Genomic DNA, 21,344 nt, shown 5'->3' on the forward strand with positions numbered 1-21,344 from the left:
TACCTTATTAGTCATTGTTGCAATTGCGATAATCCGATCAAAAGATCTGGTTGTAGTCGTTATGCTTTTAGGTATTTATGGACTTATATCTGCAAGCTTTTTTGTTGCTATGGACGCGGTAGATGTTGCTTTTACTGAAGCTGCTGTAGGTGCGGGTATTTCAACTTTACTCATGTTGGTTGTTATTGCTATGACTGGACGAAAAGAAAAAACTAATCGTCATAAGCCATTGTCTGCTCTGTTCATTGTTTTGATAACTGGAGGATTACTAATATACGGCACCTTAGATATGCCACATTTTGGCGACCCTGATGCGCCAGTTCACAAACATGTGGCGCCTCGTTATATCAATGAATCAATGGCAGAGGTTGGTGTACCTAATATTGTAACTTCTGTACTTGCTAGTTATAGAGCATTCGACACTTTTGGCGAGGTGGTGGTTATATTCACTGCGGGTATTGGCGTGTTAACACTATTATCAGTTGCACGTCGTAAAGAAGATGAAGAAGAAACTTCATTAATAAATGATTCTATGCATGAGCAACATTTGGTTATTCGTATTGTGGCAAAAATGTTGATCCCTTTTATTTTCTTATTCGCGCTATATGTTCAATTTCATGGCGATTTTGGTCCTGGTGGGGGGTTTCAAGCAGGTGTGATATTCGCTGCCGCTATTATTTTATATGCAATGTTATTTGGTTTAAGTACTGCACGTAAGGTTATCAATCAAACGTTTATACAGCTGATTGCTGCTATGGGCGTGCTGCTTTATGGTTGTGTTGGTATTGTTTCTTTAATGAGCGGTGGACATTTCTTTGATTATAATGTGTTAGCGAGTGACCCTATTGCGGGCCAACATTTGGGTATTTTATTAATCGAATGGGGCGTAGGTTGTACTGTTGCTTCAGTGATGATTATTATATTTTTCAACTTTGCTGGGCGACAAGAGTTGCATCAAAATAACGAGCACCTGAAGAATAAGGAGCCTTCGTAATGTTAATGGATCTTTTCAATCACTGGGTCGTTATCACTTTGATGATGAGTGGCTTATATATAGTTATTGCGCAAGGCAATTTAATTAAAAAAATTGTTGGTCTAGCGGTTTTTCAAACATCGGTATTCATATTTTATATCAGCATGGCCAAAGTTGAAGGAGGGACAGCCCCTATTTTAGCTGACAATATAACTCAATATTCTAACCCTTTACCTCATGTACTTATTCTTACTGCCATTGTTGTGGGTATTGCTACTACTGCTTTAGGTTTGTCATTAGTGGTTCGTATAAAAGAAGCTTACGGTTCAATTGAAGAAGAAATTATTCAACAACAAGATAATGAAGCCTTGGCCGAAAGTAACTTGGAGAAAAAAGCGTGATAGAACATTTACCTATTTTACAGGTGATTATTCCGCTTATGGCGGCACCTATCTGTTTGATTTTTAAACGCGCTCAACTGGTTTGGTTATTTTCACTCTTTGCTAGTGGTTTGGCATTTGCGGTAAGTATTTTGTTATTACAACAGGTAATGACATCAGGCGTAATTAGTTACGAACTAGGGGGATGGCAAGCACCATGGGGTATAGAGTATAGAGTTGATAGGCTCAACGCTTTTTTACTGTTGATTATTTCAGGCATAAGTACGGTTGTTTTATTTGCTGCTCAAGCTAGTATTGAAAAAGAAATACCTAAAGATAAGCACATTTATTTTTACGTTCTATATCTACTATCCCTTACTGGTATGTTAGGTATTGTAGCTACGGGCGATGCTTTTAATGTGTTTGTATTTTTAGAGATATCATCGCTATCTGCTTATGCATTAATCGGGATGGGGAAAAAAAGACAAGCGCTTTGGGCTTCGTATCAATATTTGATCATGGGAACCATAGGTGCCACATTTATTTTGATTGGTATTGGTTTGATGTATCAAATGACCGGCACACTCAATATGCATGACTTGTCGCAACGTTTACCTGAAGTCACACAAACTCGTACCGTACTAGCTGCGTTTGCTTTTGTGATTGTTGGTGTATGTTTAAAATTAGCTATGTTTCCACTACATTTATGGTTACCGAATGCTTACGCCTATGCACCCTCTATTGTAACTGCTTTTTTTGCCGCAACCGCAACCAAAGTCGCTGTTTATTTACTTATTAGATTTACTTTCTCAGTATTTGGTATCTCTTTTTCTTTTTCTACTATTCCATTACAAACTGTGTTCATGGCACTTGGCCTGATCGGTATTTTTTCCGCTTCAATATCTGCTATATATCAAAGTAATGTTAAGCATCTTTTTGCGTATTCAAGTATTGCTCAAATTGGCTATATGATTGTGGGTTTTAGTTTGAGTACCTTATCAGGTTTGACTGCAACATTATTGCACTTGTTCAATCACGCGTTAATGAAAGGCGCAATATTTTTAGCCTTAGCTGCGGTTGTTTATCGAGTAGGTAACGTTGAACTTAATAACCTTCGAGGCTTAGGTCGTAAAATGCCATTTACTATGGCGGCAATTGTTGTTGGTGGGTTAAGTTTAATTGGCGTGCCATTAACGGTTGGCTTTGTCAGCAAATGGTATTTACTGATAGCGTTAATTGAGCAAGGTTGGTGGTCTGTTGCTGTACTTATTCTTTTAGGATCAATGTTGGCGGTTATTTATGTGTGGCGAGTTGTAGAAGTCGCTTATTTTAAAGAACCACTTGATAACAACTTAACAGTTAAAGAAGCGCCTATGAGCTTTCTTATTCCTATATGGACGCTTGTCATCGCTAATATTTATTTTGGTATAGATACTCGCCTTAGTGTACAAGTAGCTGAAGCTGCTGCTCAGAGTTTATTTGGAGGTTCATTATGAATCTTTCCTTAGAATTAATGCTTCAACTCACCATTATTATCCCTTTTTTGGCGACGTTGGCTATTGCTGCAACAGGAAAATGGCCAAATGTTAGAGAAAGCGTAACTATTGCGGCTAGTTTAGCCCTGATATTTTTAGTTGTTAATTTATATCAAGGTTTATCAGCAGGAGAATCTATCAGTGTTTTCTGGTGGGAGCTTTTACCTGGTTTAACTATTAGCTTTGATATTGAACCACTGGGTATGTTGTTCGCGTTAATTGCTAGCTTCCTTTGGCTGGTTACAACGTGTTATGCCATTGGTTATATGCGCCACCACGAAGAAGATAATCAAACACGTTTTTATATCTGTTTCGCCATAGCAATAAGTGCGGTGATGGGACTGGCTTTTTCAGCGAATCTTTTCACCTTGTTTATTTTCTATGAAGTATTAACTCTATCTACTTATCCTTTAGTTACACATGCAGGTACTGAAAAAGCTAAAAAGGGTGGGCGAATATATCTTGGTATTTTGCTTACAACTTCAATCGTTTTCTTCCTACTGGCTATTGTTAGTACGTGGTTTGTTGCTGGCACATTAGACTTTAAACTTGGCGGTATTTTTGCTGATGATGTTGATAAAGTAGTTGCGGGTATTTTATTAGTACTGTTCATTTTTGGCATTGGCAAGGCTGCCATTATGCCATTTCATCGCTGGTTACCTGCAGCTATGGTTGCACCCACTCCCGTGAGTTCGCTCTTACATGCCGTTGCGGTGGTAAAGGCAGGTGTATTTACCGTGCTAAAAGTATGTATATTTATTTTTGGTTTAGATTTACTGGCTGTATTACCAACAACCCAGTTTTTACTATATTTAGCTGGCGCTTCAGTATTACTTGCCTCAATCATTGCTATGCGACAAGACAATTTAAAAGCAAGACTGGCATATTCAACGGTTAGCCAATTGGGGTATGTAACAATAGGCGCTTTATTGGCAACCACATCAGGTGTTATTGGGAGTTCTATGCATATCGCTATGCATGCTTTTGGTAAAATAACCTTGTTCTTTTGTGCAGGGGCAATTTTAGTCAGTTTACATAAATCAAAAATTAGTGAAATGCGCGGTATTGGTCGCCAAATGCCTTTAACTATGTTCGCCTTTTTTATTGCTAGCCTTAGTATTATTGGGGTTCCTCCTACTGGGGGAACATGGAGCAAATGGTATTTAATGATGGGAACAATAGAAACTGAACAATTTGTACTCATGGTAATTTTAATGCTGAGTTCTTTACTTAACATTGCGTATTTATTGCCTATTCCGTTCCATGCTTTTTTTCCTAATCTTATGTCTTTTAAAGCATCTATGAATGTTACTCACAATGAAACCTCTGACAATAAATTGTCGGGTTTTGATATAAAAGAAGCTCCTTTGCCTTCATTGATCGCTATCGTTGTAACAACAATGGGTTGCTTAATGTTATTTATTTACCCCCAACCTTTATTTGAGTTGGCCTCAGCCGTTTTGACCGGTAGGGAATAGTTCATGAAAGATGAAAAAAAATACCTATTTGATGATCCTAAAAACATAAAGCGTTTAATGCATATCTTCTATGCATGTTGTGTTTTATTGGTTGTTTTGGATTTCGTTATTCATCGTCATACCATGCACGAATGGGACAAGTTATGGGCTTTTTATCCTATCTATGGTTTTGTAGGCTGTGTGGTTTTAGTTATTGTTGCGAGTTGGATGCGAACTTTCCTTATGCGCCCTGAGGATTATTATGACAATCCCACTAAAACAACTAAAGACAATTTGATTAAAAAGGAAGAACAACATGTGGATGACTGAGCTTCCGCCATTTGTACCTTTTTTCATTGGTGCATTACTTTTATTATGTACTCGCGGTATGTTGCGAGGTGCAGTAATGATCGCAATACCGATCCTCAGTGGAATGCACTTATGGATGATCCCAGAAGGAATTCACTTACAGTTTGCTTTTCTTGATTATCAATTAACGCCCTACCGCGTAGATAAGTTGAGCATAATGTTTGGTTATGTTTTTCATATTGCGGCCTTAATCGGCATTATCTACTCGTTACATCTTCGCGATACGATGCAGCAAGTAGCAGCTATGTTATATGCAGGAAGTGCTTTAGGTGCAGTATTTGCTGGCGATTTGTTAACTTTATTCCTCTTTTGGGAGTTACTAGCATTTACTTCTGTATTTTTGATTTTGGCTCGCCGAACCCAGCGAGCTTATGATGCAGCGATGCGCTACCTTATTATTCAAGTGCTTTCCGGCGTTATATTACTTGCCGGTGCGCTTTTTTATGCACATGAAAACAATAGTTTAGCGTTTGGCTATATTGGCTTAGACAGCATTGCAGGCTGGCTTATTCTTATTGCAGTCGGTATAAAATGTGCATTCCCTTTTGCTCATAACTGGTTAACGGATTCCTACCCAGAAGCAACCGTAACAGGTACGGTATTTCTTAGTGCTTTTACCACAAAGGTTGCTGTTTATGCATTGGCACGTGCCTTCCCCGGTGCTGAAATATTAATCTATATTGGTGCGGCAATGACTTGTTTCCCAATATTTTTTGCGGTAATTGAAAATGATTTACGCCGTGTATTAGCATACAGCTTAATCAACCAAGTAGGTTTCATGGTTGTTGGTATCGGTATTGGTACAGCACTTGCGATTAATGGTGCTGTCTCTCACGCCTTTAATGATGTTATTTTTAAAGGCTTGCTCTTTATGTCAATGGGGGCCGTGTTACATATGACAGGCCGAATTAATGGTTCTGATCTTGGTGGTTTATATAAAACCATGCCCAAAACAACCATACTTTGTATCGTTGGTGCAGCATCTATTTCAGCTTTTCCTTTATTTAGTGGTTTTGTTAGTAAATCAATGGTGATGACTGCAGCCCTTGAAGAAGGCTTTAACTGGATTTGGTTAATGCTATTGTTTGCTTCAGCAGGTGTATTCCATCACGCAGGAATTAAGATCCCATATTTTGCCTTCTTTGCACATGATTCAGGTATTAGAGCAAGTGATCCACCAAACAATATGTTGTTAGCTATGGCAATTGCAGCGGCGCTTTGTATTGCTATTGGCATTTACCCACAAGCATTATATTCATTGTTACCTTACAACACAGGTTATAACCCATATGATGCAACTCATGTGTTGGCACAAACTCAATTATTATTCTTTTCTGCATTGGCTTTTGTTTGGCTTAATCTTAAAGGCATGTATCCACCAGAGTTACGTTCAACTCACTTAGATTTTGATTGGATTTATCGCCGTGCAATGCCAAATGTATTACAACAAATGTTTAGCGTTATCTGGAAAGCTGATCGTACATTACGAGATGGGGTGAAATTAAGACTTAATACCTGCTTAGGTTATTTTGCTGGTAAAAATGATCGACTAAGCATCTTACTCTCACGAAGCTACCCTATTGGTAGTATGGCTATGTGGGTTGCTGTAGTGTTAGCTGTATACCTATTACTGAGTTTTATCAAGTGAGAAGGCGTTTAGGTGGTGTATATATCCGTAAGCATTCAAGATGCAGGTTTCAGTGGGAACTAAAAATAATTTAGGCACAGGTTTCATGTTCCAAACAAAATATAAGGTCTACATCTATGTATGCAAGGCATTAAATTTACGTCATGGTTATTATCGGTAACTGCTTCTGCGTTATCCTAATATCCTACATCCGTGTAGGAACCAGACTAAAATTAATAAGCCCCATAAATTGTTTTTAGACCCATCGAAGAAGCGCTCTGAAATAGCCTCTTGAGTGGTAACGGATATATACTTTATTTATTCCAACTGATTAGGGGATTGGCGTTACTGTACTTCAGCATAAAAGCAACCGAAAGGCTGTAACTCAATGCTGTTACCAACGACTTTACCTACAGCGAGTTTATGGCCTGTTTGTTCAGTTAAGTTGTTAAATGAGCTTGTATTAAACGTTTGCGTTGTATCACTTAAGTTGAAGCATACAAGCAGATTTTGACTCTCGAAGGTTCGGGTAAATACTAATAAAGATTCATCTGAGTCTATAAATTCAATGTCGCCATAAAGTAGTGCAGGGTGCTGTTTGCGCCAATGGGTAAATGCCCTGTAGCTATTTAATACCGATGTAGGTTCAAGGTCTTGTTCGCTTACAGCTAGCGGTTTATGACTGTCGATCATAGGTAACCATGGTGTGTTTTCAGAAAACCCTGCGTTAGTCTCGTTTTTATTCCAAGGGTGAGGTGTTCTACAACCATCGCGACCTTTAAATTGTGGCCAAAAAGTTTTGCCGTAAGGGTCTTGAATGTCTTCAAAGGCAATTTCACCTTCAGGTAATCCTAGCTCTTCACCTTGGTAACTACAGACACTGCCACGTAATGATGATATTAAAGCAAATAGCATTTTGGCAAAATTTGGTGCAGCAGCTAGGTTGTTTTTAGCCCCCCAACGACTGACTACACGTTGCACATCGTGATTGCTGATAGACCAGCAAGGCCAGCCGTCAGATACGCTTGCCTCTAAAGATTTTACTACTTGCTTTATATAGCTGGCGGTAAAGTTGTCGGTTAATAAATCGAAGCTATAACCCATGTGTAATCGGCTATCACCTTGGGTGTACTCAGCCATGGTTTTAAGTGAGTCTTCAGACGATATTTCACCTAAAGCCACTGTACCTGGGTACTGATTAAGTAGTGATCTGATTGATTCAATAAAGCCTAAATTTTCATCTTGGGTATTATTAAAATAATGGTATTGATAAGCGTATGGGTTTTTCTCATCAAAACCTATGCTTTGTCTTAACTCTTTAGGTTTTGGCGGGTTGTCGCGCAGTTGAGCGTCGTGAAAACAAAAGTTAATCGCGTCTAATCTGAAACCATCCACACCACGTTTTAGCCAAAATTCAACATTGTCTAATACCGCTTGGCGAACCTCAGGATTATGAAAGTTTAAGTCAGGTTGGCTCGTTAAAAAGTTATGCAGGTAATATTGCTGTCTGCGTGGCTCCCATGTCCAACCCATACCACCAAAAATAGATAACCAATTGTTAGGCGCTGTTCCGTCTGGCTTAGCGTCAGCCCAAACATACCAGTCGGCTTTATCGTTAGTTTGGCTTTCGCGGCTTTCAATAAACCATTGGTGTTGATCTGAAGTGTGGCTTAACACTTGGTCGATCATTATTTTAATATTTAGCGCATGCGCTTTTGCGATTAGTTCATCAAAGTCGGCTAAGTTACCAAAAATAGGATCTATGTCTCGGTAGTCGCTAATATCATAACCAAAATCTTTCATTGGAGATTTGAAAAAAGGCGAAATCCAAATCGCATCTACACCTAAACTTGCAATGTAATCTAGCTTAGCAACAATACCTTGTAAATCACCAATGCCATCGTTATTGCTGTCATTGAAGCTTCGAGGATAAACTTGATAAATTACGGCTCCTCGCCACCACATTTGTTCTAACATTATTAAAGCTCCAACCGTTTGACTAAAGCGGCTTGAATTATTGCCACTCGTTATCGTATTCATATAATGTACTAAGAATACGCTAAGAAGCCCTACCTATCATAGGCTTTGCATACGTATGTATTGTGTAACATACGTATGCATTTATTTGAAAAAAAATAACCAATAGTTTGGAGAAATTAAGGAGATAAAAGAGGGGTAGAGGTAACCTACCGTTTATACCCGTTACCAATCAAGAGGCTATTTCAGAGTGCTTGAGCGATATCAATTCAAGGCAATGCTTTGTAATAATGGTCGTTCCCTTATAAAAAGTATTAACGCAGAAGTGATTTTGCTCAAGCGCTTCTTCGATGGGTCTAAAAACAATTTATGCTTCGTTATTAACTTTAGTCAGGTTCCTACACGGATGTAGGACATTAGGGTAACGCAGGAGCAGTTACCGAGAATAACCATGACGTAAACTTAATGCCTTGCCTAAATTGTTTTTAGTTCCCACTGAAACCTGCATCTTGAATAGTAACGGGTATATTTAACAGTAGGCTTTAAACCGTTAAGCTTGAAAGGGTTATTTCAGCATTGCTAATAATTTAGCATTATTAATAGGGCTATTTAATAGCAGAACTTTTACATCGTGAGCATTAACTTGCACGCTTAACTGCTTTTGTTCTGGGGTAATAGTTAACAGTTCTTTAGATTGAGCGTCTTGCCAAACTCCAGCGTTTAATAATTTATTAACAGTAATGGTTTCAGGGTTATCGCTTTTATTTAAAAAAACCAAAGCCGTTTGGTTAACGCCATCCTTTTGATAAACACGATAAAAAACAGCGGTGTTTTGCTTGAACTCTACATTCAGTTGTACACCTTTTTGTAGGGCGATGTTGTGTTTACGTATTTGGGCTATTTGGGTTAATTCTTGATGAATAATATGCTTTTTAGCGCGCTCTATATTCGCTTGTCCTAAGTAATTTCGGTTACCTTCATGCTCTGCTTTTCCAGTCATAAAGTTGATTTCTGAACCATAATAAATCACCGGAATACCACGAGAGGTAAACAACCAATTATTCGCATCAATAAAGCCATTATCGTTAGCGTTCATACGCGGCATATCGTGGTTGTCGTAAAAGGTCATTAACTCATAGGGATTTTGGTATAAACCATCAGTTAAATGTAAGTAAGAAAGCAGATCTGCATAGCTACTGTTAGGATTTTCAAACACACCCGTTATTGCTTTTTGTCCTGGAAAATCTAAAACGCTAACGCCGCCATTTTCTGGTTTAGTATGCTCTGCAATAAACGTTGCATCGTATGAAAAGCTTTCAGCAAAAATAAAGAGATCAGGATGTTGTGCGCGAAGATTGTCAGTTAATTTTTTCCAAAAATGGTGTGGCATATGTTTAATGGTATCAATACGAATAGAATCCGCACCTTGGTTTAACCAATATAAATAAGCTTTAGTAAAGTAGGCTAAAACCTCTGGATTATTTTCATTAAAGTCTGAGAGTTCACCAATGTCGGGTTTGTTATTAAAAAACAGATGCAGTGGTTCATTTTCATTAAGATCTTTTGGAGCAAGGTTTTGATGATTGGCCACTAAGGTATTGTTTTCATCATACAGCTTACCAAAAGATTTTTGATTAACCGGCATGGTATAAGAAGGTGAACCATGATTAGCAACAATATCAAGCACAAAATCTAGCTGGAAATCTTTGTTTAAACGTTGGGTAAATTCAGAAAAACCTAAGGCAGGGGAGGTTAAGTGTTCGTCTGTTTTAAAAAAGTTAACGCCCCAATAACCATGGTAACCAGTTTTTCCGCCGTCTTTAAATTTTCCGCCATAGGTAATAGGTGAACCACCTGAAAAGGCTTCATCAGGATTGTCATAAATAGGCGTTAACCACACAGAGGTAAAGCCCATATCTTTAATATATTGTGCGTTATTAATAACACCTTGAAAGTCGCCTCCAAGATAACCTACATTAGCTGTTTCGCCGTTCTCACCCACTAAAGGTCTATCAAATGTTGGATGTTCGCCGCCTTGATTTTCATGGTTATTACTTGGGTCACCATCTACAAACCTATCGGTCATTAAGAAATAAATAGCTTCTTTCGCGTAATCGTTTGTAGTGCCGTAAATGTTATTTGTGCTTTGTGTTATCGCCGCATTATTCGGTGTTTTATTGTTATCTACGGAAGAACAACTGATGGATAAAGCTCCAAGCACCATAATATTGATCAAGTTAAAAAATGGTGGCTTAGATAAGCGAACAGCATGTAAATAATTACGCATAAAAGGATCTCAAAATTGTTATTTAAAGCATGCTATGACGTTGCTAATAACTGTACAAGTTAGTGCATACGTATTCAAATAACAAACCTACTGATATGAATATTGTGGTTATATATTTCCAGCTAACTTTAATTTTTGAAAATTTATACTAGTATTATTTAAGTTGGTATAGATGAAATTTACTCGTTTGACAACAAAACAGCCACTAGAGATGATAAGCATGAAGCGTTAATTGATTGTTTATTAAAATAAATTTAAATTATTAAGTCTATACCCGTTACCAATCAAGAGGCTATTTCAGAGTGCTTGAGCGATATCAATTCAAGGCAATGCAATGCTTTGTAATAATGGTCGTTCCCTTATAAAAAGCATTAACGACGAAGTGATTTTGCTCAAGCGCTTCTTCGATGGGTCTAAAAACAATTTATGGGGCTTATTAACTTTAGTCAGGTTCCTACATGGATGAGGGCATTAGGGTAACGCAGGAGCAATTACCGAGAATAACCATGACGTAAACTTAATGCCTTACATACATGGATGTAGACCTTAGATTTCGTCTGGAACATGAAATCTGTGCCTAAATTTTTTTTAGTTCCCACTGAAACCTGCATCTTGAATGGTTACGGGTATATATATATAGGGTTTTGGATGGATTATTCTTGGCTGCTTACTACAGCTTTTTTAGTGTTTTTGATGCAAGCAGGTTTTTTGTGTTTAGAAAGTGGAAAAATCCGCAGTAAAAATAGTATAAATGTTGCCGCCAAAAATATTTCTGATTTTATTGTTGCTGTAACCGTTTATTGGACTATTGGCTTTGCTTTAATGTTTGGTGAATCTTTTTATGGTTTATTCGGCACAAGCGAGTTCTTTTTTGGTGATGATCAAACACCTTTTCAAATTAGCTTCTTTATTTTTCAAATGATGTTTTGCGGTACGGCTGCCACCCTTTTATCAGGTGCTGTAGCTGAACGTATGACATATCGCGGCTATATTTATGGCACATTAATTTTGTCTGCGATTATTTATCCTATATGTGGTCATTGGGCTTGGTCATCTATTTATTCAGACAATAATCAGGGGTGGCTGGAAAGTTTAGGTTTTGTTGATTTTGCCGGAGCAACGGTTGTTCATTCGGTTGGAGGAAGTGTGGCACTTGCCGCCGTATTAATTATTGGCCCTCGATTAGGGCGATTCAATCCTAAGAGAAAGTTTCCACAAGGAAGTAACTTACCTATTGCTGTATTAGGCGTTTTATTGATTTGGTTAGGGTGGTTTGGCTTTAATGGTGGAAGCACTTTAGCTCTTAATGAGCAAGTTCCAAGTATTATATTAAACACCTGTATATCTGCAGTATTTGGCGGCATATTTGCGTCAATGATTCACAACTATCATCATAAATTTATTGATGTGAGTTATATTTTAAACGGTGTTATTTCAGGCTTGGTTGCTATTACGGCATGTTGTAACAGCGTTAGCGCTAAAGAAGCTATGCTTATTGGTATTATCGCTGGTGTTGTTTTGTATTATGGAACATACGTTATTGAAAAGTTAAAAATTGATGATGCTTTAGGTGTTATTCCTGTGCATTTATTTGCAGGTATTTGGGGAACATTAGCGGTTGCTTTATTTTCCGATTTAACCGTATTAGATACAGGGTTATCACGCTTTGAGCAATTTAATGCTCAGCTTATTGGTATTTTTTCTATCTTCTCTTTCAGCTTCATTGTTAGTTTTATTTTGTTCAAAATAATTGATCATTTTGTTCCACTGCGTGTGTCAGCTAAAAATGAAATGATCGGTATGAATATTTCAGAGCATAGAGCCTCAACTGAGCTCATCGACTTACTTGATTCAATGCGTTTACAGCAAACGGAAGGTGAGTTTTCAGCTTCGGTACCCGAAGAGCCTTTTACAGAGGTTGGTCAAATAGCTAAGCAATACAATAAGGTTATTAAACGCGTTAATAATGAAATTACACAACGAGATAATGCTATTGATCAATTTCGTTCTAGCGAAAAACGCAAAAGTGCCATCTTAGATTCATCAATGGACAGTATTGTAACCGTTGATTTACATGGCAATATTCTTGAGTTTAATCCTGCGTCAGAAAAAATATTTGGCTATTTAAAAAGAAGTGTTATTGGAAAAAACTTTATCGAGCTATTTATTCAAGAAGATGAGCAAGAAGCAATTAAAGAAAGTTTAAAGCATCAATTTTCTACGGCCCAAGGACTTTTACATAATAGAAGAAATACCATCACATTAAATAGCCAAGCCAGTGGCGAATTTCCCGCTGAGGTATCGGTAACAAGAACCAATTTAGGTAGCGTTTTTAAAAATGAATTTACCTTACATATTCGTAATATTTCTAGGCAATTAAAATTACAAAATAAGCTAAAACAATTAGCATATAGCGATTCATTAACGGGCTTATATAACCGAACTTATTTAATGAACTGCTTAGAAAGTTTTATTAAAAAACCGGTCAATGATACACAACACATTATTCTTTTCTTTTTAGATTTAGACCGCTTTAAACAAGTTAATGACACTTTAGGTCATAAAGCAGGAGACATTTTGTTATGTGAAGTTGCTAGCCGATTAATTGAAGTAACACGTTCTTCAGACATTATTGCTCGCTGGGGAGGCGATGAATTTATTGTGATGATGGAAGGTGAGTTAAGTTCACTTGACGCAATAAATAAAGCGCAAGAAATATTAAGTGTGTTACGTAGCCCTATTGAATTAGAAGGGCATATGGTCAATATATTAACCAGTATCGGTATCGCTTTATCTAAAGTGGTAAAAGCCAATGCGCAAGAGTTAATAAAACAGGCTGATATGGCAATGTACCATGCTAAAAAAAATGGCCGTAACAATTTTCAATTATTCCAGCCTGACATGGAACATGTTGATATTATCAACTTTACTTATGAACAAGACATGAGAAGCGCAATAAATGATCCTGAGCAATTCCATTTTGTTTATCAGCCAAAAGTTAATGAACGTGATCATGTTATTGGTTTTGAAGCCTTAGCTCGTTGGCTACACTCTGATGGTAATTATATTTCGCCCAGTATATTTATTCCTATTGCTGAAAATTCAGAAGCCATTATTACGATAGGCGAGTTAGCCATAAAAAACGTTTTAGAACAACAGATGCAATGGAGTCAGCAAGGATTAAATATTGTGCCCATATCGGTGAATATTTCAGGAAAACACCTAATTTCAGGGCAACTGATTCCTTTTATAAAAGCGCAGTTATCAAAAAATAATATCTCGGGTGAGTTTTTAGAAATAGAAATAACAGAAGGCGTGTTATTAACAGAGGTTGAAGAGTGTATTAACGTTCTTTCGCAATTAAAAGAAATGGATATTAAAATATCAGTAGATGACTTTGGGACGGGTTATTCTTCATTGAGTTATTTAAAACGTTTACCTATTGATATATTAAAAATTGATCGCTCATTTGTTAATGAATGCGCATCAACCACCGAAGACGGACAAATATGTTCAACCATTATTAATTTAGCCAACAACCTTAGTTTATCAACTATAGCTGAAGGGGTTGAAACCGAAGAACAAAAAGCCTTTTTGTTAAAAAATGGCTGTTCAAATTTTCAAGGCTATCTCTTCTCAAAACCTATCACAGTAGAGCAAGCGACGCCTTTATTAAGGTTAAAAGATATTACATTTTAATTTTAGGTTTATACGGCACTAACTAAGTTTATTAAGTCAGGAAATTGTTATTTTAAGCATGCTATACGTTGCTAATAACTGTACAAGTTAGTGCATACGTATTCAGCTGCGGTACAAAGATATTTAACGTTACTATTCAGTCTATACTGAAACTGTACGCAAAAATAAATAGGTACCTACATGCACACTGGCTTTATTATTTTTAATATTAAACATCAGCTTACTTCTTATAAAAATAGCCTGTTACTGTCGTTACTTCTTTTTTTAGGTTGTGCTTTTAGTGCTTATGCTCTCGAACAAAAACCTAACGTTACTCTAGTCGATTATGAGTTTAATCATAGCGTATTAAAAATTAAAACGGAGGAGGGCAGTGTTTGGCTTACTGCCTACGGTGAAGAAGCTATTGAAGTGGTTTATCACAACCAAAGGAATAAGAATTTACCGTCGTTTGCTATAGCCCCCTCTACACAAAAACAAAAAACAAGTGTTATTAATAAAGTTAAATCTCTTACTTTTTCAGCCGGAAAATTATCGGCAGTTATTACTAAAGTACCTTTCAATATAAGTTTTTATAAAAACACTGAACAATTGATTTCTCAAGTCCCTCAGTATCTATTAGATGATAACAAAACGAATGAATCTGTAAATAAATCAGAAGTTAAGTTGAAGTTTACATTAAGTGATGAAGAGATATTACTCGGTGGCGGAGAAAGAATACTCGGCATGAATAGGCGTGGCCATGCTATGCCACTTTATAATAAAGCTCATTACGGTTACAGCACTGAATCTAACCAAATGTATTTTGGTCTACCAGCCGTTATGTCGAATAAAAAGTATATTTTGCTTTTTGATAATTCGGCTAAAGGAATGATGGATATAGGTAAAACACAGCATAATACACTTGAATTTAACGCGGTAGGTGGACGAAATGCTTACCTTGTTATTGCGGGTGATACTTACCCTAAGTTAATTGAAAACTATGTTCACGTTACAGGTAAACAACCTTTGCCAGCTCGTTGGACATTAGGAAGCTTTGCCTCTCGTTTTGGTTACCGAAGCGAGCAAGAAGTACGTAACGTTGTTAATAAATATCAGCAAGAAGATTTTCCCTTAGATGCGCTTATTTTAGATTTATATTGGTTTGGTAAAGATATTAAAGGCCACATGGGTAATTTAGATTGGGATAAAAACGCGTTTCCAACACCGATAAAAATGATTGAAGATCTGAAACGTAAAGGCGTAAAAACCATTGCGATAACAGAGCCTTTTATTTTAAGTTCTTCAAAAAAATGGCAATCTGCTGTTGAAAATAATGCCTTAGCAATGGATAAGAATGGCCATGCTAAAACGTTTGATTTTTACTTTGGTAATACTGGCTTAGTTGATGTGTTCAATAAAAGTGGTCGAGAGTGGTTTAATCAAAGTTATCAAAGGTTACACGAACAAGGTATTGCTGGTTGGTGGGGCGATTTAGGCGAGCCAGAAGTACACCCAAGCGCTAGCATACATAGGTTAGATAACGGAATGCATGTTACCGCTGATGAAATTCATAATGTGTATGGTCATCGTTGGGCACAAATGGTGTATAACCAACAATTAGCCATGGCTCCAAATACAAGGCCTTTTGTTATGATGCGCTCAGGTTTCGCAGGTTCACAGCGTTATGGCATTATGCCTTGGACAGGCGACGTAAGCCGAACATGGGGAGGTTTGCAATCTCAAGTTGAACTGAGCTTACAAATGAGTTTGTTTGGTTTAGCTTATACGCATTCTGATTTAGGTGGTTTTGCTGGCGGAGACACTTTTAATGCCGAGCTTTATACGCGTTGGTTACAGTACGGGGTTTTTCAACCTGTGTTTCGTCCTCATGGCCAAGATCATATTGCATCAGAACCTGTGTTTCATGATGAAAAAACGAAAAACATACTCAGAAAATACGTTAAATTACGCTACCAATTATTACCCTATAATTACACGTTAGCTTACCAAAATAGCACGACAGGAATGCCTTTAATGCGTCCGCTATTTTTTGAGAATGAAGATGATCTTAAGCTAATCAATAATACTAAAAGTTATTTATGGGGAGATGCTTTTCTTGTAACTCCCATCGTTGAAGCCGATACAAAAAGTGTAAACATACCATTACCCAAAGGTACTTGGACTGATTACTGGAACGGAACTGAGTATCAAGGTAATCAAGTTATCAATATGCCTGTTTCTTTAGAGCACATACCTGTACTGGTTAGAGGCGGATCTTTTATTCCTATGATTGATAGCATTCAATCAACCCAAAATTACTCGAGTGATGCTGTTAGCTTGCATTATTACGCAGACGAATCCGTTAATTTTAGCCAAGCTAAAATGTATGAAGACGACGGTGAAAGCAATCAAGCTTTGGAAAAAGGGCTATTTGAATTATTACAATTCAGTGCACAAAGACATGGCGCAAAAAATGAAGAATTGCATTTTGTTTTTTCAAAATTAAAAAATGGTTTTGATGCTTCACCTAAAATGAGAAAGATAACCCTAGTTATCCATAATTATAAAGGAGAAGCGAAAAACATAGCGCTTGTTCAAGGCGAAAATAAAACCATATTTAAACTAGAAAAACCAAGTTCAAACAGCGAGTTAAATAAAGAACAACCGTTACATAATAAAGTGGCTCGTTGGAATGAAGAAAAGCAAACACTTACGATGAGCTTTAATTGGCAACAGCAGGATATAAACTTGTTTGTGCGTTAAATTAAAATAAAAACGAATAAATGAGCAAATACAGCATACCTGTGAATACGTATGCAGGTGATAGCGATTTAGTTTTATTGTACGTATATTATTTATTCACTAGATACACCAATATTTGCTGTAACTTTTTGATCATATCTACTTACTATTTACTTTCCATAAGAGTCTAAAAATGAGTGAAACCACAACAACCTATAATAATAAACAGAAACCTCAACTTAGTTTTTGGCAAATATGGAACGTAAGCTTTGGCTTTTTAGGTGTGCAATTTGGCTTTGCTTTACAAAACGCCAATGTTAGTAGAATACTGTCAGACCTTGGGGCAGATTTACACTCCCTTTCCTTATTTTGGTTAGTGGCCCCTGTTATGGGGTTATTAATTCAGCCGATAGTTGGTGCAGCGTCTGATCGAACATGGAATAAGTTTGGCCGTCGTATACCTTATCTTTTATTGGGGTCTGTAGCTGCGGCAATCGGTATGATATTAATGCCTAATGCGCCTTTGGTGGTAACTTTAGTGCCACCGATATTATTTGGTGCAGTAATGCTGGCGATTATGGATGCGTCATTTAATGTGGCCTTTCAACCTTTCAGAGCGCTAGTGTCAGACATGGTACCTAACAACCAACGTAATATTGGTTATTCTGTGCAATCGTTACTTATTAATATTGGTGCAGTTATTGGTTCTCTTCTACCTTTTATTTTAACGAATGTGGTTGGGTTAGATAATACTTCTTCAAGCGGTGAAGTTGCGCCATCAGTTATTTGGGCGTTTTATATTGGTGCAACCGTATTATTAGGTTCGGTGCTGTGGACTGCCGTAATGACCAAAGAATATGCACCAGGTAGTTATTCTCTTCCTGAGCTTGAAAGCTCTGCAACAAGTACCGATACAAAAGAGTCACTTGTTAAACGTTTTTCTGGTTTTGTTGGTTTGGTTAAATCAATGCCAAGTACTATGAAGCAATTGGCTTTAGTGCAATTTTTCTCGTGGTTCGCGTTGTTTATTTTATGGGTGTATACCATGCCAGCGCTAGCGCAACATATTTGGGGAATTGATGCTAAATGGTTTGATTCTCAATATTTAAAACAAGTGGGCGAGGTGCCTGAAGCGATATTATTAGCCAAAGGTGCAGCAGGCGATTGGGTGGGTATTTTGTTTGCAGCATACTCGTTATTTGCTGCGGTATTTTCTGTGTTTTTATCTAAATTAGCTAATACGATTGGTCGTAAAACTACGTATTCGCTTGCTTTATTTGCGGGCGGTATTGGTTACGTTAGTATGTACTTTTTACAAGATCCAACACTAACAACCGTTAGCTTTTTTGGCGGACAAATTGATCTTCCTCAAGGAGCTGTAAATTTATTAATTCCTATGGCGGGTATCGGTATGGCATGGGCGGCAATTTTAGCTATGCCTTACGCAATATTAGCTGGCGCTTTACCGGTGAAACAAACGGGAGTTTATATGGGGATTTTCAACTTTACTATTGCTGCCCCACAAATACTTTCAGGTGTTTTAACGGGCTGGATTTTAACTACATTTTTTAATAATCAGGCTATTTACATTATTATATTAGCGGGTATTGCGATGTTTCTTGCGGCAATATCAGTGTATTTTGTAAAAGATGATCAAAGTTCATGATTATTTAACCAGACAATTTATTAGAATTTAGGTAGCCATTATTCCCATAGGATAATGGCTCTTTGCGTTATTAAGCACCACAAGATTTTCGTACCACAAGCTCGGTCGGCATTAAACTCGCTTCTACTTGTTCACCATGAATTAATTGCAGCAGCTTGGTCACTAAAATATCACCGGCTAATTGCGTGTTTTGCTTAACAGTGGTTAATGGTGGAAAGGTAAAACTGGCAATTGCTATATCATCAAAACCCACCACAGCAACTTGATCAGGAATAGTCATTCCTTTTTCTTGTAACGCTCGCATTGCACCTATGGCTATTAAATCACTAGCGGCAAAAATAGCATCAAAATTTTCACCACTTTCTATAAGTTTACAGGCTGCGTGATAGCCTGAGTCTTCGGTGAAAATAGCCGCGATTTGTAATTTCTCATTAACAGCTAAATTATTGTTTTTTAGTGCTTGGCAATGGCCTTGATAACGCGCTAAAAATTCAGGCGAATGGTTTGAAGCATCACCTAAAAAAGCAAAGTTTTTACGGCCTTGCTTAATAACATGTTCGGTAATTTTCATACCACCTTGAAAATTATCGCAACCAATCGAAATAATAGGTAGCTCTTTTACTTCTGCGCCCCAAAGCACAAAATGTGTGCCTTGTTCTATTAATGTACGTAGTTTTTCTTCGTAATCTTCGTAGTCGCCATAGCCAAGTAAAATAAGTCCGTCGGCTTTGTTACTATCTTCAAAATCGGCATGCCAGTCGTTACTTGATTGTTGAAAAGATACGAGTAAATCAAAGCCTTTATTCGAACATGCACGCGTTATGCTGCCTAACATAGATAAGAAAAAAGGATTAATTGATGAATCATCGTTACTCGGATCTTCGAACAGGAGCAAAGCTATGGTGTCACTTTGTTGCGATCTTAAATTACTCGCATTTTTGTCAACTTTATAATTGAGCTCTTTGGCAATCGCTTGAATTTTAGCGCGAGTTTCTTCATTTACTAGCGGACTATTTCTTAGCGCTCTAGATACTGTAGATTGCGATACACCTGCCTGATAGGCAATATCAAAAGATGTGGCTTTAGCTTTCACTAATGTTTTTCCGAAAAACAATATATACCTGAATATACCTCAGAGGGGCGTTTTATACAATGAAGTGTCGTTGCGCAATTTACCCTAATATTTCTTCTGTATTTTCTATTACTATCAATAAAATAGTGGATTTATACTCATCTCGCAACTTGGATGAGATCTTGTATAATAAAGCACGTATATTTTTTGGTAACAAAAGACTAAAAAAAGCTAACTTTATCGCTTATTTATTGTCGTTTTATCACTCATTAATTAAAGAGCTATTTATGATCACTCATGAACCTAATCCAAGCTACATTGCAGACGCTAACCGTTATAAAGAAATGGAATATCCTCGTTGTGGTAAAAGTGGTTTAAAGCTACCTAAAATTTCATTAGGCCTTTGGCAAAATTTTGGTGAAGTCGATTCACAATCAAATGCGGCTAATATTTTACAAAAAGCGTTTGATTTAGGTATTAATCATTTCGATTTAGCGAATAACTATGGGCCTCCGTATGGTTCGGCTGAATCGACTTTTGGTCAAATTTTTCAACGTAATTTTAAACATTATCGTGACGAACTTATTGTTTCTAGCAAAGCCGGTTACGACATGTGGGCTGGGCCTTTTGGTATTGGTGGTTCAAGAAAGTATTTAATATCAAGTTGTGAACAAAGCTTAAAACGTACAGGTTTAGATTACTTTGATATTTTTTATCATCATTGTCCAGATCCTGAAACACCTATAGAAGAAACAATGGCAGCGCTTGATTACCTTGTTCGTTCAGGCAAAGCACTTTATGTAGGCATTTCAAATTATCGTCCGGCTGATTGTATTAAAGCGATTAAAATTCTTAACGATTTAGGTACGCCGTTGTTGATTCATCAACCAAGATACAACATGTTTGATCGTTGGATTGAAGATGGCTTAACAGATGTGTTACTAAATGAAGGTGTGGGGTCTATTGTGTTTTCACCTCTTGCTCAAGGCTTGTTAACCGACAAATACCTTAATGGTATTCCGGCTAATTCAAGAGCTGCTCGTAACGAAATAATTCATTTTAATAGTGACCAAATAACACCTGAAAAGCTAACTAAAGTGAAAGCATTAAATGCTTTAGCGTTAGAGCGCGGACAAACTTTAGCGCAAATGGCTATCGCATGGAATCTTAACAATAAAGCGGTAACATCGTGTTTAATTGGTGCAAGCAGCGCAGCACAAGTTGAAGTGTCGGTAGATGCTTTAAAGCAACAAAACTTTAGCGCTGAAGAGTTACAGTTAATTGAGAAAATATTAGCCTCGTAATAGTGTTTATTATCTAATTAACCTCAACTCGGGTTAATGAATGTTAGATAATGAATTAAAATTATTATTTATCAAAATCTTAACCTGTACCGTTGTTTTCCTAAGTTATATTAGTCTCTCAACATTGATATTTTTGTGTATAACAAGGCGAATTTCTCTATCTAATAGCTAGCTATTAGTAATAAATTCAACGAAGTTAGGCATAAAAATAGCTTGTTGAGTAACTTTGCTTATCCCGAGCTGAGGTTAATTAGCTCTAATTTGAACTGAGATTAGT

At 37.1% G+C, this 21,344-nt stretch carries 13 protein-coding genes; 10 read left to right on the forward strand and 3 right to left on the reverse strand.

What is annotated here, in order from left to right; all coding sequences use genetic code 11:
- Window positions 1-13: 13 nt before the first annotated feature.
- The 6 genes from ACM9HF_RS16295 to ACM9HF_RS16320 are packed head-to-tail and all read left to right on the forward strand — an operon-like array spanning window position 14 to window position 6,362.
- On the forward strand, window positions 14-994 hold the full coding sequence (locus tag ACM9HF_RS16295) for a Na(+)/H(+) antiporter subunit B (RefSeq protein WP_473618322.1): 981 nt from the start codon (window positions 14-16) through the stop codon (window positions 992-994).
- Entirely contained in the window at window positions 994-1,374 is a 381-nt protein-coding gene (locus tag ACM9HF_RS16300) for a cation:proton antiporter subunit C (RefSeq protein WP_473611382.1), read from the forward strand. The genes ACM9HF_RS16295 and ACM9HF_RS16300 overlap by 1 nt, the downstream gene beginning before the upstream one ends.
- Window positions 1,371-2,849 (forward strand): monovalent cation/H+ antiporter subunit D family protein, encoded by a 1,479-nt coding sequence (locus ACM9HF_RS16305; protein WP_473611386.1) that lies wholly within the window; start codon window positions 1,371-1,373, stop codon window positions 2,847-2,849. Before ACM9HF_RS16300 ends, ACM9HF_RS16305 begins: the two co-directional genes overlap by 4 nt.
- On the forward strand, window positions 2,846-4,366 hold the full coding sequence (locus ACM9HF_RS16310) for a monovalent cation/H+ antiporter subunit D family protein (protein ID WP_473611391.1): 1,521 nt from the start codon (window positions 2,846-2,848) through the stop codon (window positions 4,364-4,366). The genes ACM9HF_RS16305 and ACM9HF_RS16310 overlap by 4 nt, the downstream gene beginning before the upstream one ends.
- Before the next feature lie 3 nt (window positions 4,367-4,369).
- Window positions 4,370-4,675, forward strand: coding sequence for a hypothetical protein (locus ACM9HF_RS16315; RefSeq protein ID WP_473611394.1), 306 nt, complete (start codon window positions 4,370-4,372; stop codon window positions 4,673-4,675).
- Complete coding sequence (locus ACM9HF_RS16320) at window positions 4,662-6,362, forward strand: Na(+)/H(+) antiporter subunit D (RefSeq protein WP_473611398.1); 1,701 nt, start codon at window positions 4,662-4,664, stop codon at window positions 6,360-6,362. The genes ACM9HF_RS16315 and ACM9HF_RS16320 overlap by 14 nt, the downstream gene beginning before the upstream one ends.
- Window positions 6,363-6,686: 324 nt before the next feature.
- Here the strand turns inward: ACM9HF_RS16320 and ACM9HF_RS16325 are convergent, their stop codons facing one another.
- Entirely contained in the window at window positions 6,687-8,318 is a 1,632-nt protein-coding gene (locus tag ACM9HF_RS16325; protein WP_473618323.1) for an alpha-glucosidase, read from the reverse strand.
- Window positions 8,319-8,883: 565 nt separating this feature from the next.
- A complete protein-coding gene (locus tag ACM9HF_RS16330; RefSeq protein ID WP_473611401.1) occupies window positions 8,884-10,605 on the reverse strand; it encodes an alpha-amylase family glycosyl hydrolase in 1,722 nt (573 codons plus the stop codon).
- Window positions 10,606-11,253: 648 nt separating this feature from the next.
- Between ACM9HF_RS16330 and amt the strand changes: the two genes are divergently transcribed.
- The 3 genes from amt (at window position 11,254) to ACM9HF_RS16345 (ending at window position 18,691) form a co-directional block, all read left to right on the forward strand.
- Entirely contained in the window at window positions 11,254-14,304 is a 3,051-nt protein-coding gene (amt, locus tag ACM9HF_RS16335; RefSeq protein WP_473611406.1) for an ammonium transporter, read from the forward strand.
- A gap of 180 nt (window positions 14,305-14,484) precedes the next feature.
- Complete coding sequence (locus ACM9HF_RS16340; RefSeq protein WP_473611410.1) at window positions 14,485-17,046, forward strand: glycoside hydrolase family 31 protein; 2,562 nt, start codon at window positions 14,485-14,487, stop codon at window positions 17,044-17,046.
- 172 nt (window positions 17,047-17,218) lie between these two features.
- The gene (locus ACM9HF_RS16345) at window positions 17,219-18,691 is read left to right on the forward strand and encodes an MFS transporter (RefSeq protein WP_473611414.1); all 1,473 of its coding nucleotides are present in this window, start codon (window positions 17,219-17,221) and stop codon (window positions 18,689-18,691) included.
- A 70-nt stretch (window positions 18,692-18,761) separates the two neighbouring features.
- Here ACM9HF_RS16345 and ACM9HF_RS16350 read toward each other — a convergent pair whose 3' ends face one another.
- Window positions 18,762-19,784 carry a LacI family DNA-binding transcriptional regulator gene (locus ACM9HF_RS16350; RefSeq protein ID WP_473611418.1) on the reverse strand — a complete coding sequence of 341 codons (1,023 nt, stop codon included), beginning with the start codon at window positions 19,782-19,784 and terminating at the stop codon, window positions 18,762-18,764.
- A gap of 59 nt (window positions 19,785-19,843) precedes the next feature.
- Between ACM9HF_RS16350 and ACM9HF_RS16355 the strand changes: the two genes are divergently transcribed.
- Window positions 19,844-21,067 carry an aldo/keto reductase gene (locus tag ACM9HF_RS16355; RefSeq protein ID WP_473611422.1) on the forward strand — a complete coding sequence of 408 codons (1,224 nt, stop codon included), beginning with the start codon at window positions 19,844-19,846 and terminating at the stop codon, window positions 21,065-21,067.
- Window positions 21,068-21,344: the final 277 nt, after the last annotated feature.

The sequence above is a fragment of the Colwellia sp. RE-S-Sl-9 genome (assembly GCF_048296855.1).
GTDB lineage: Bacteria > Pseudomonadota > Gammaproteobacteria > Enterobacterales > Alteromonadaceae > Pseudocolwellia.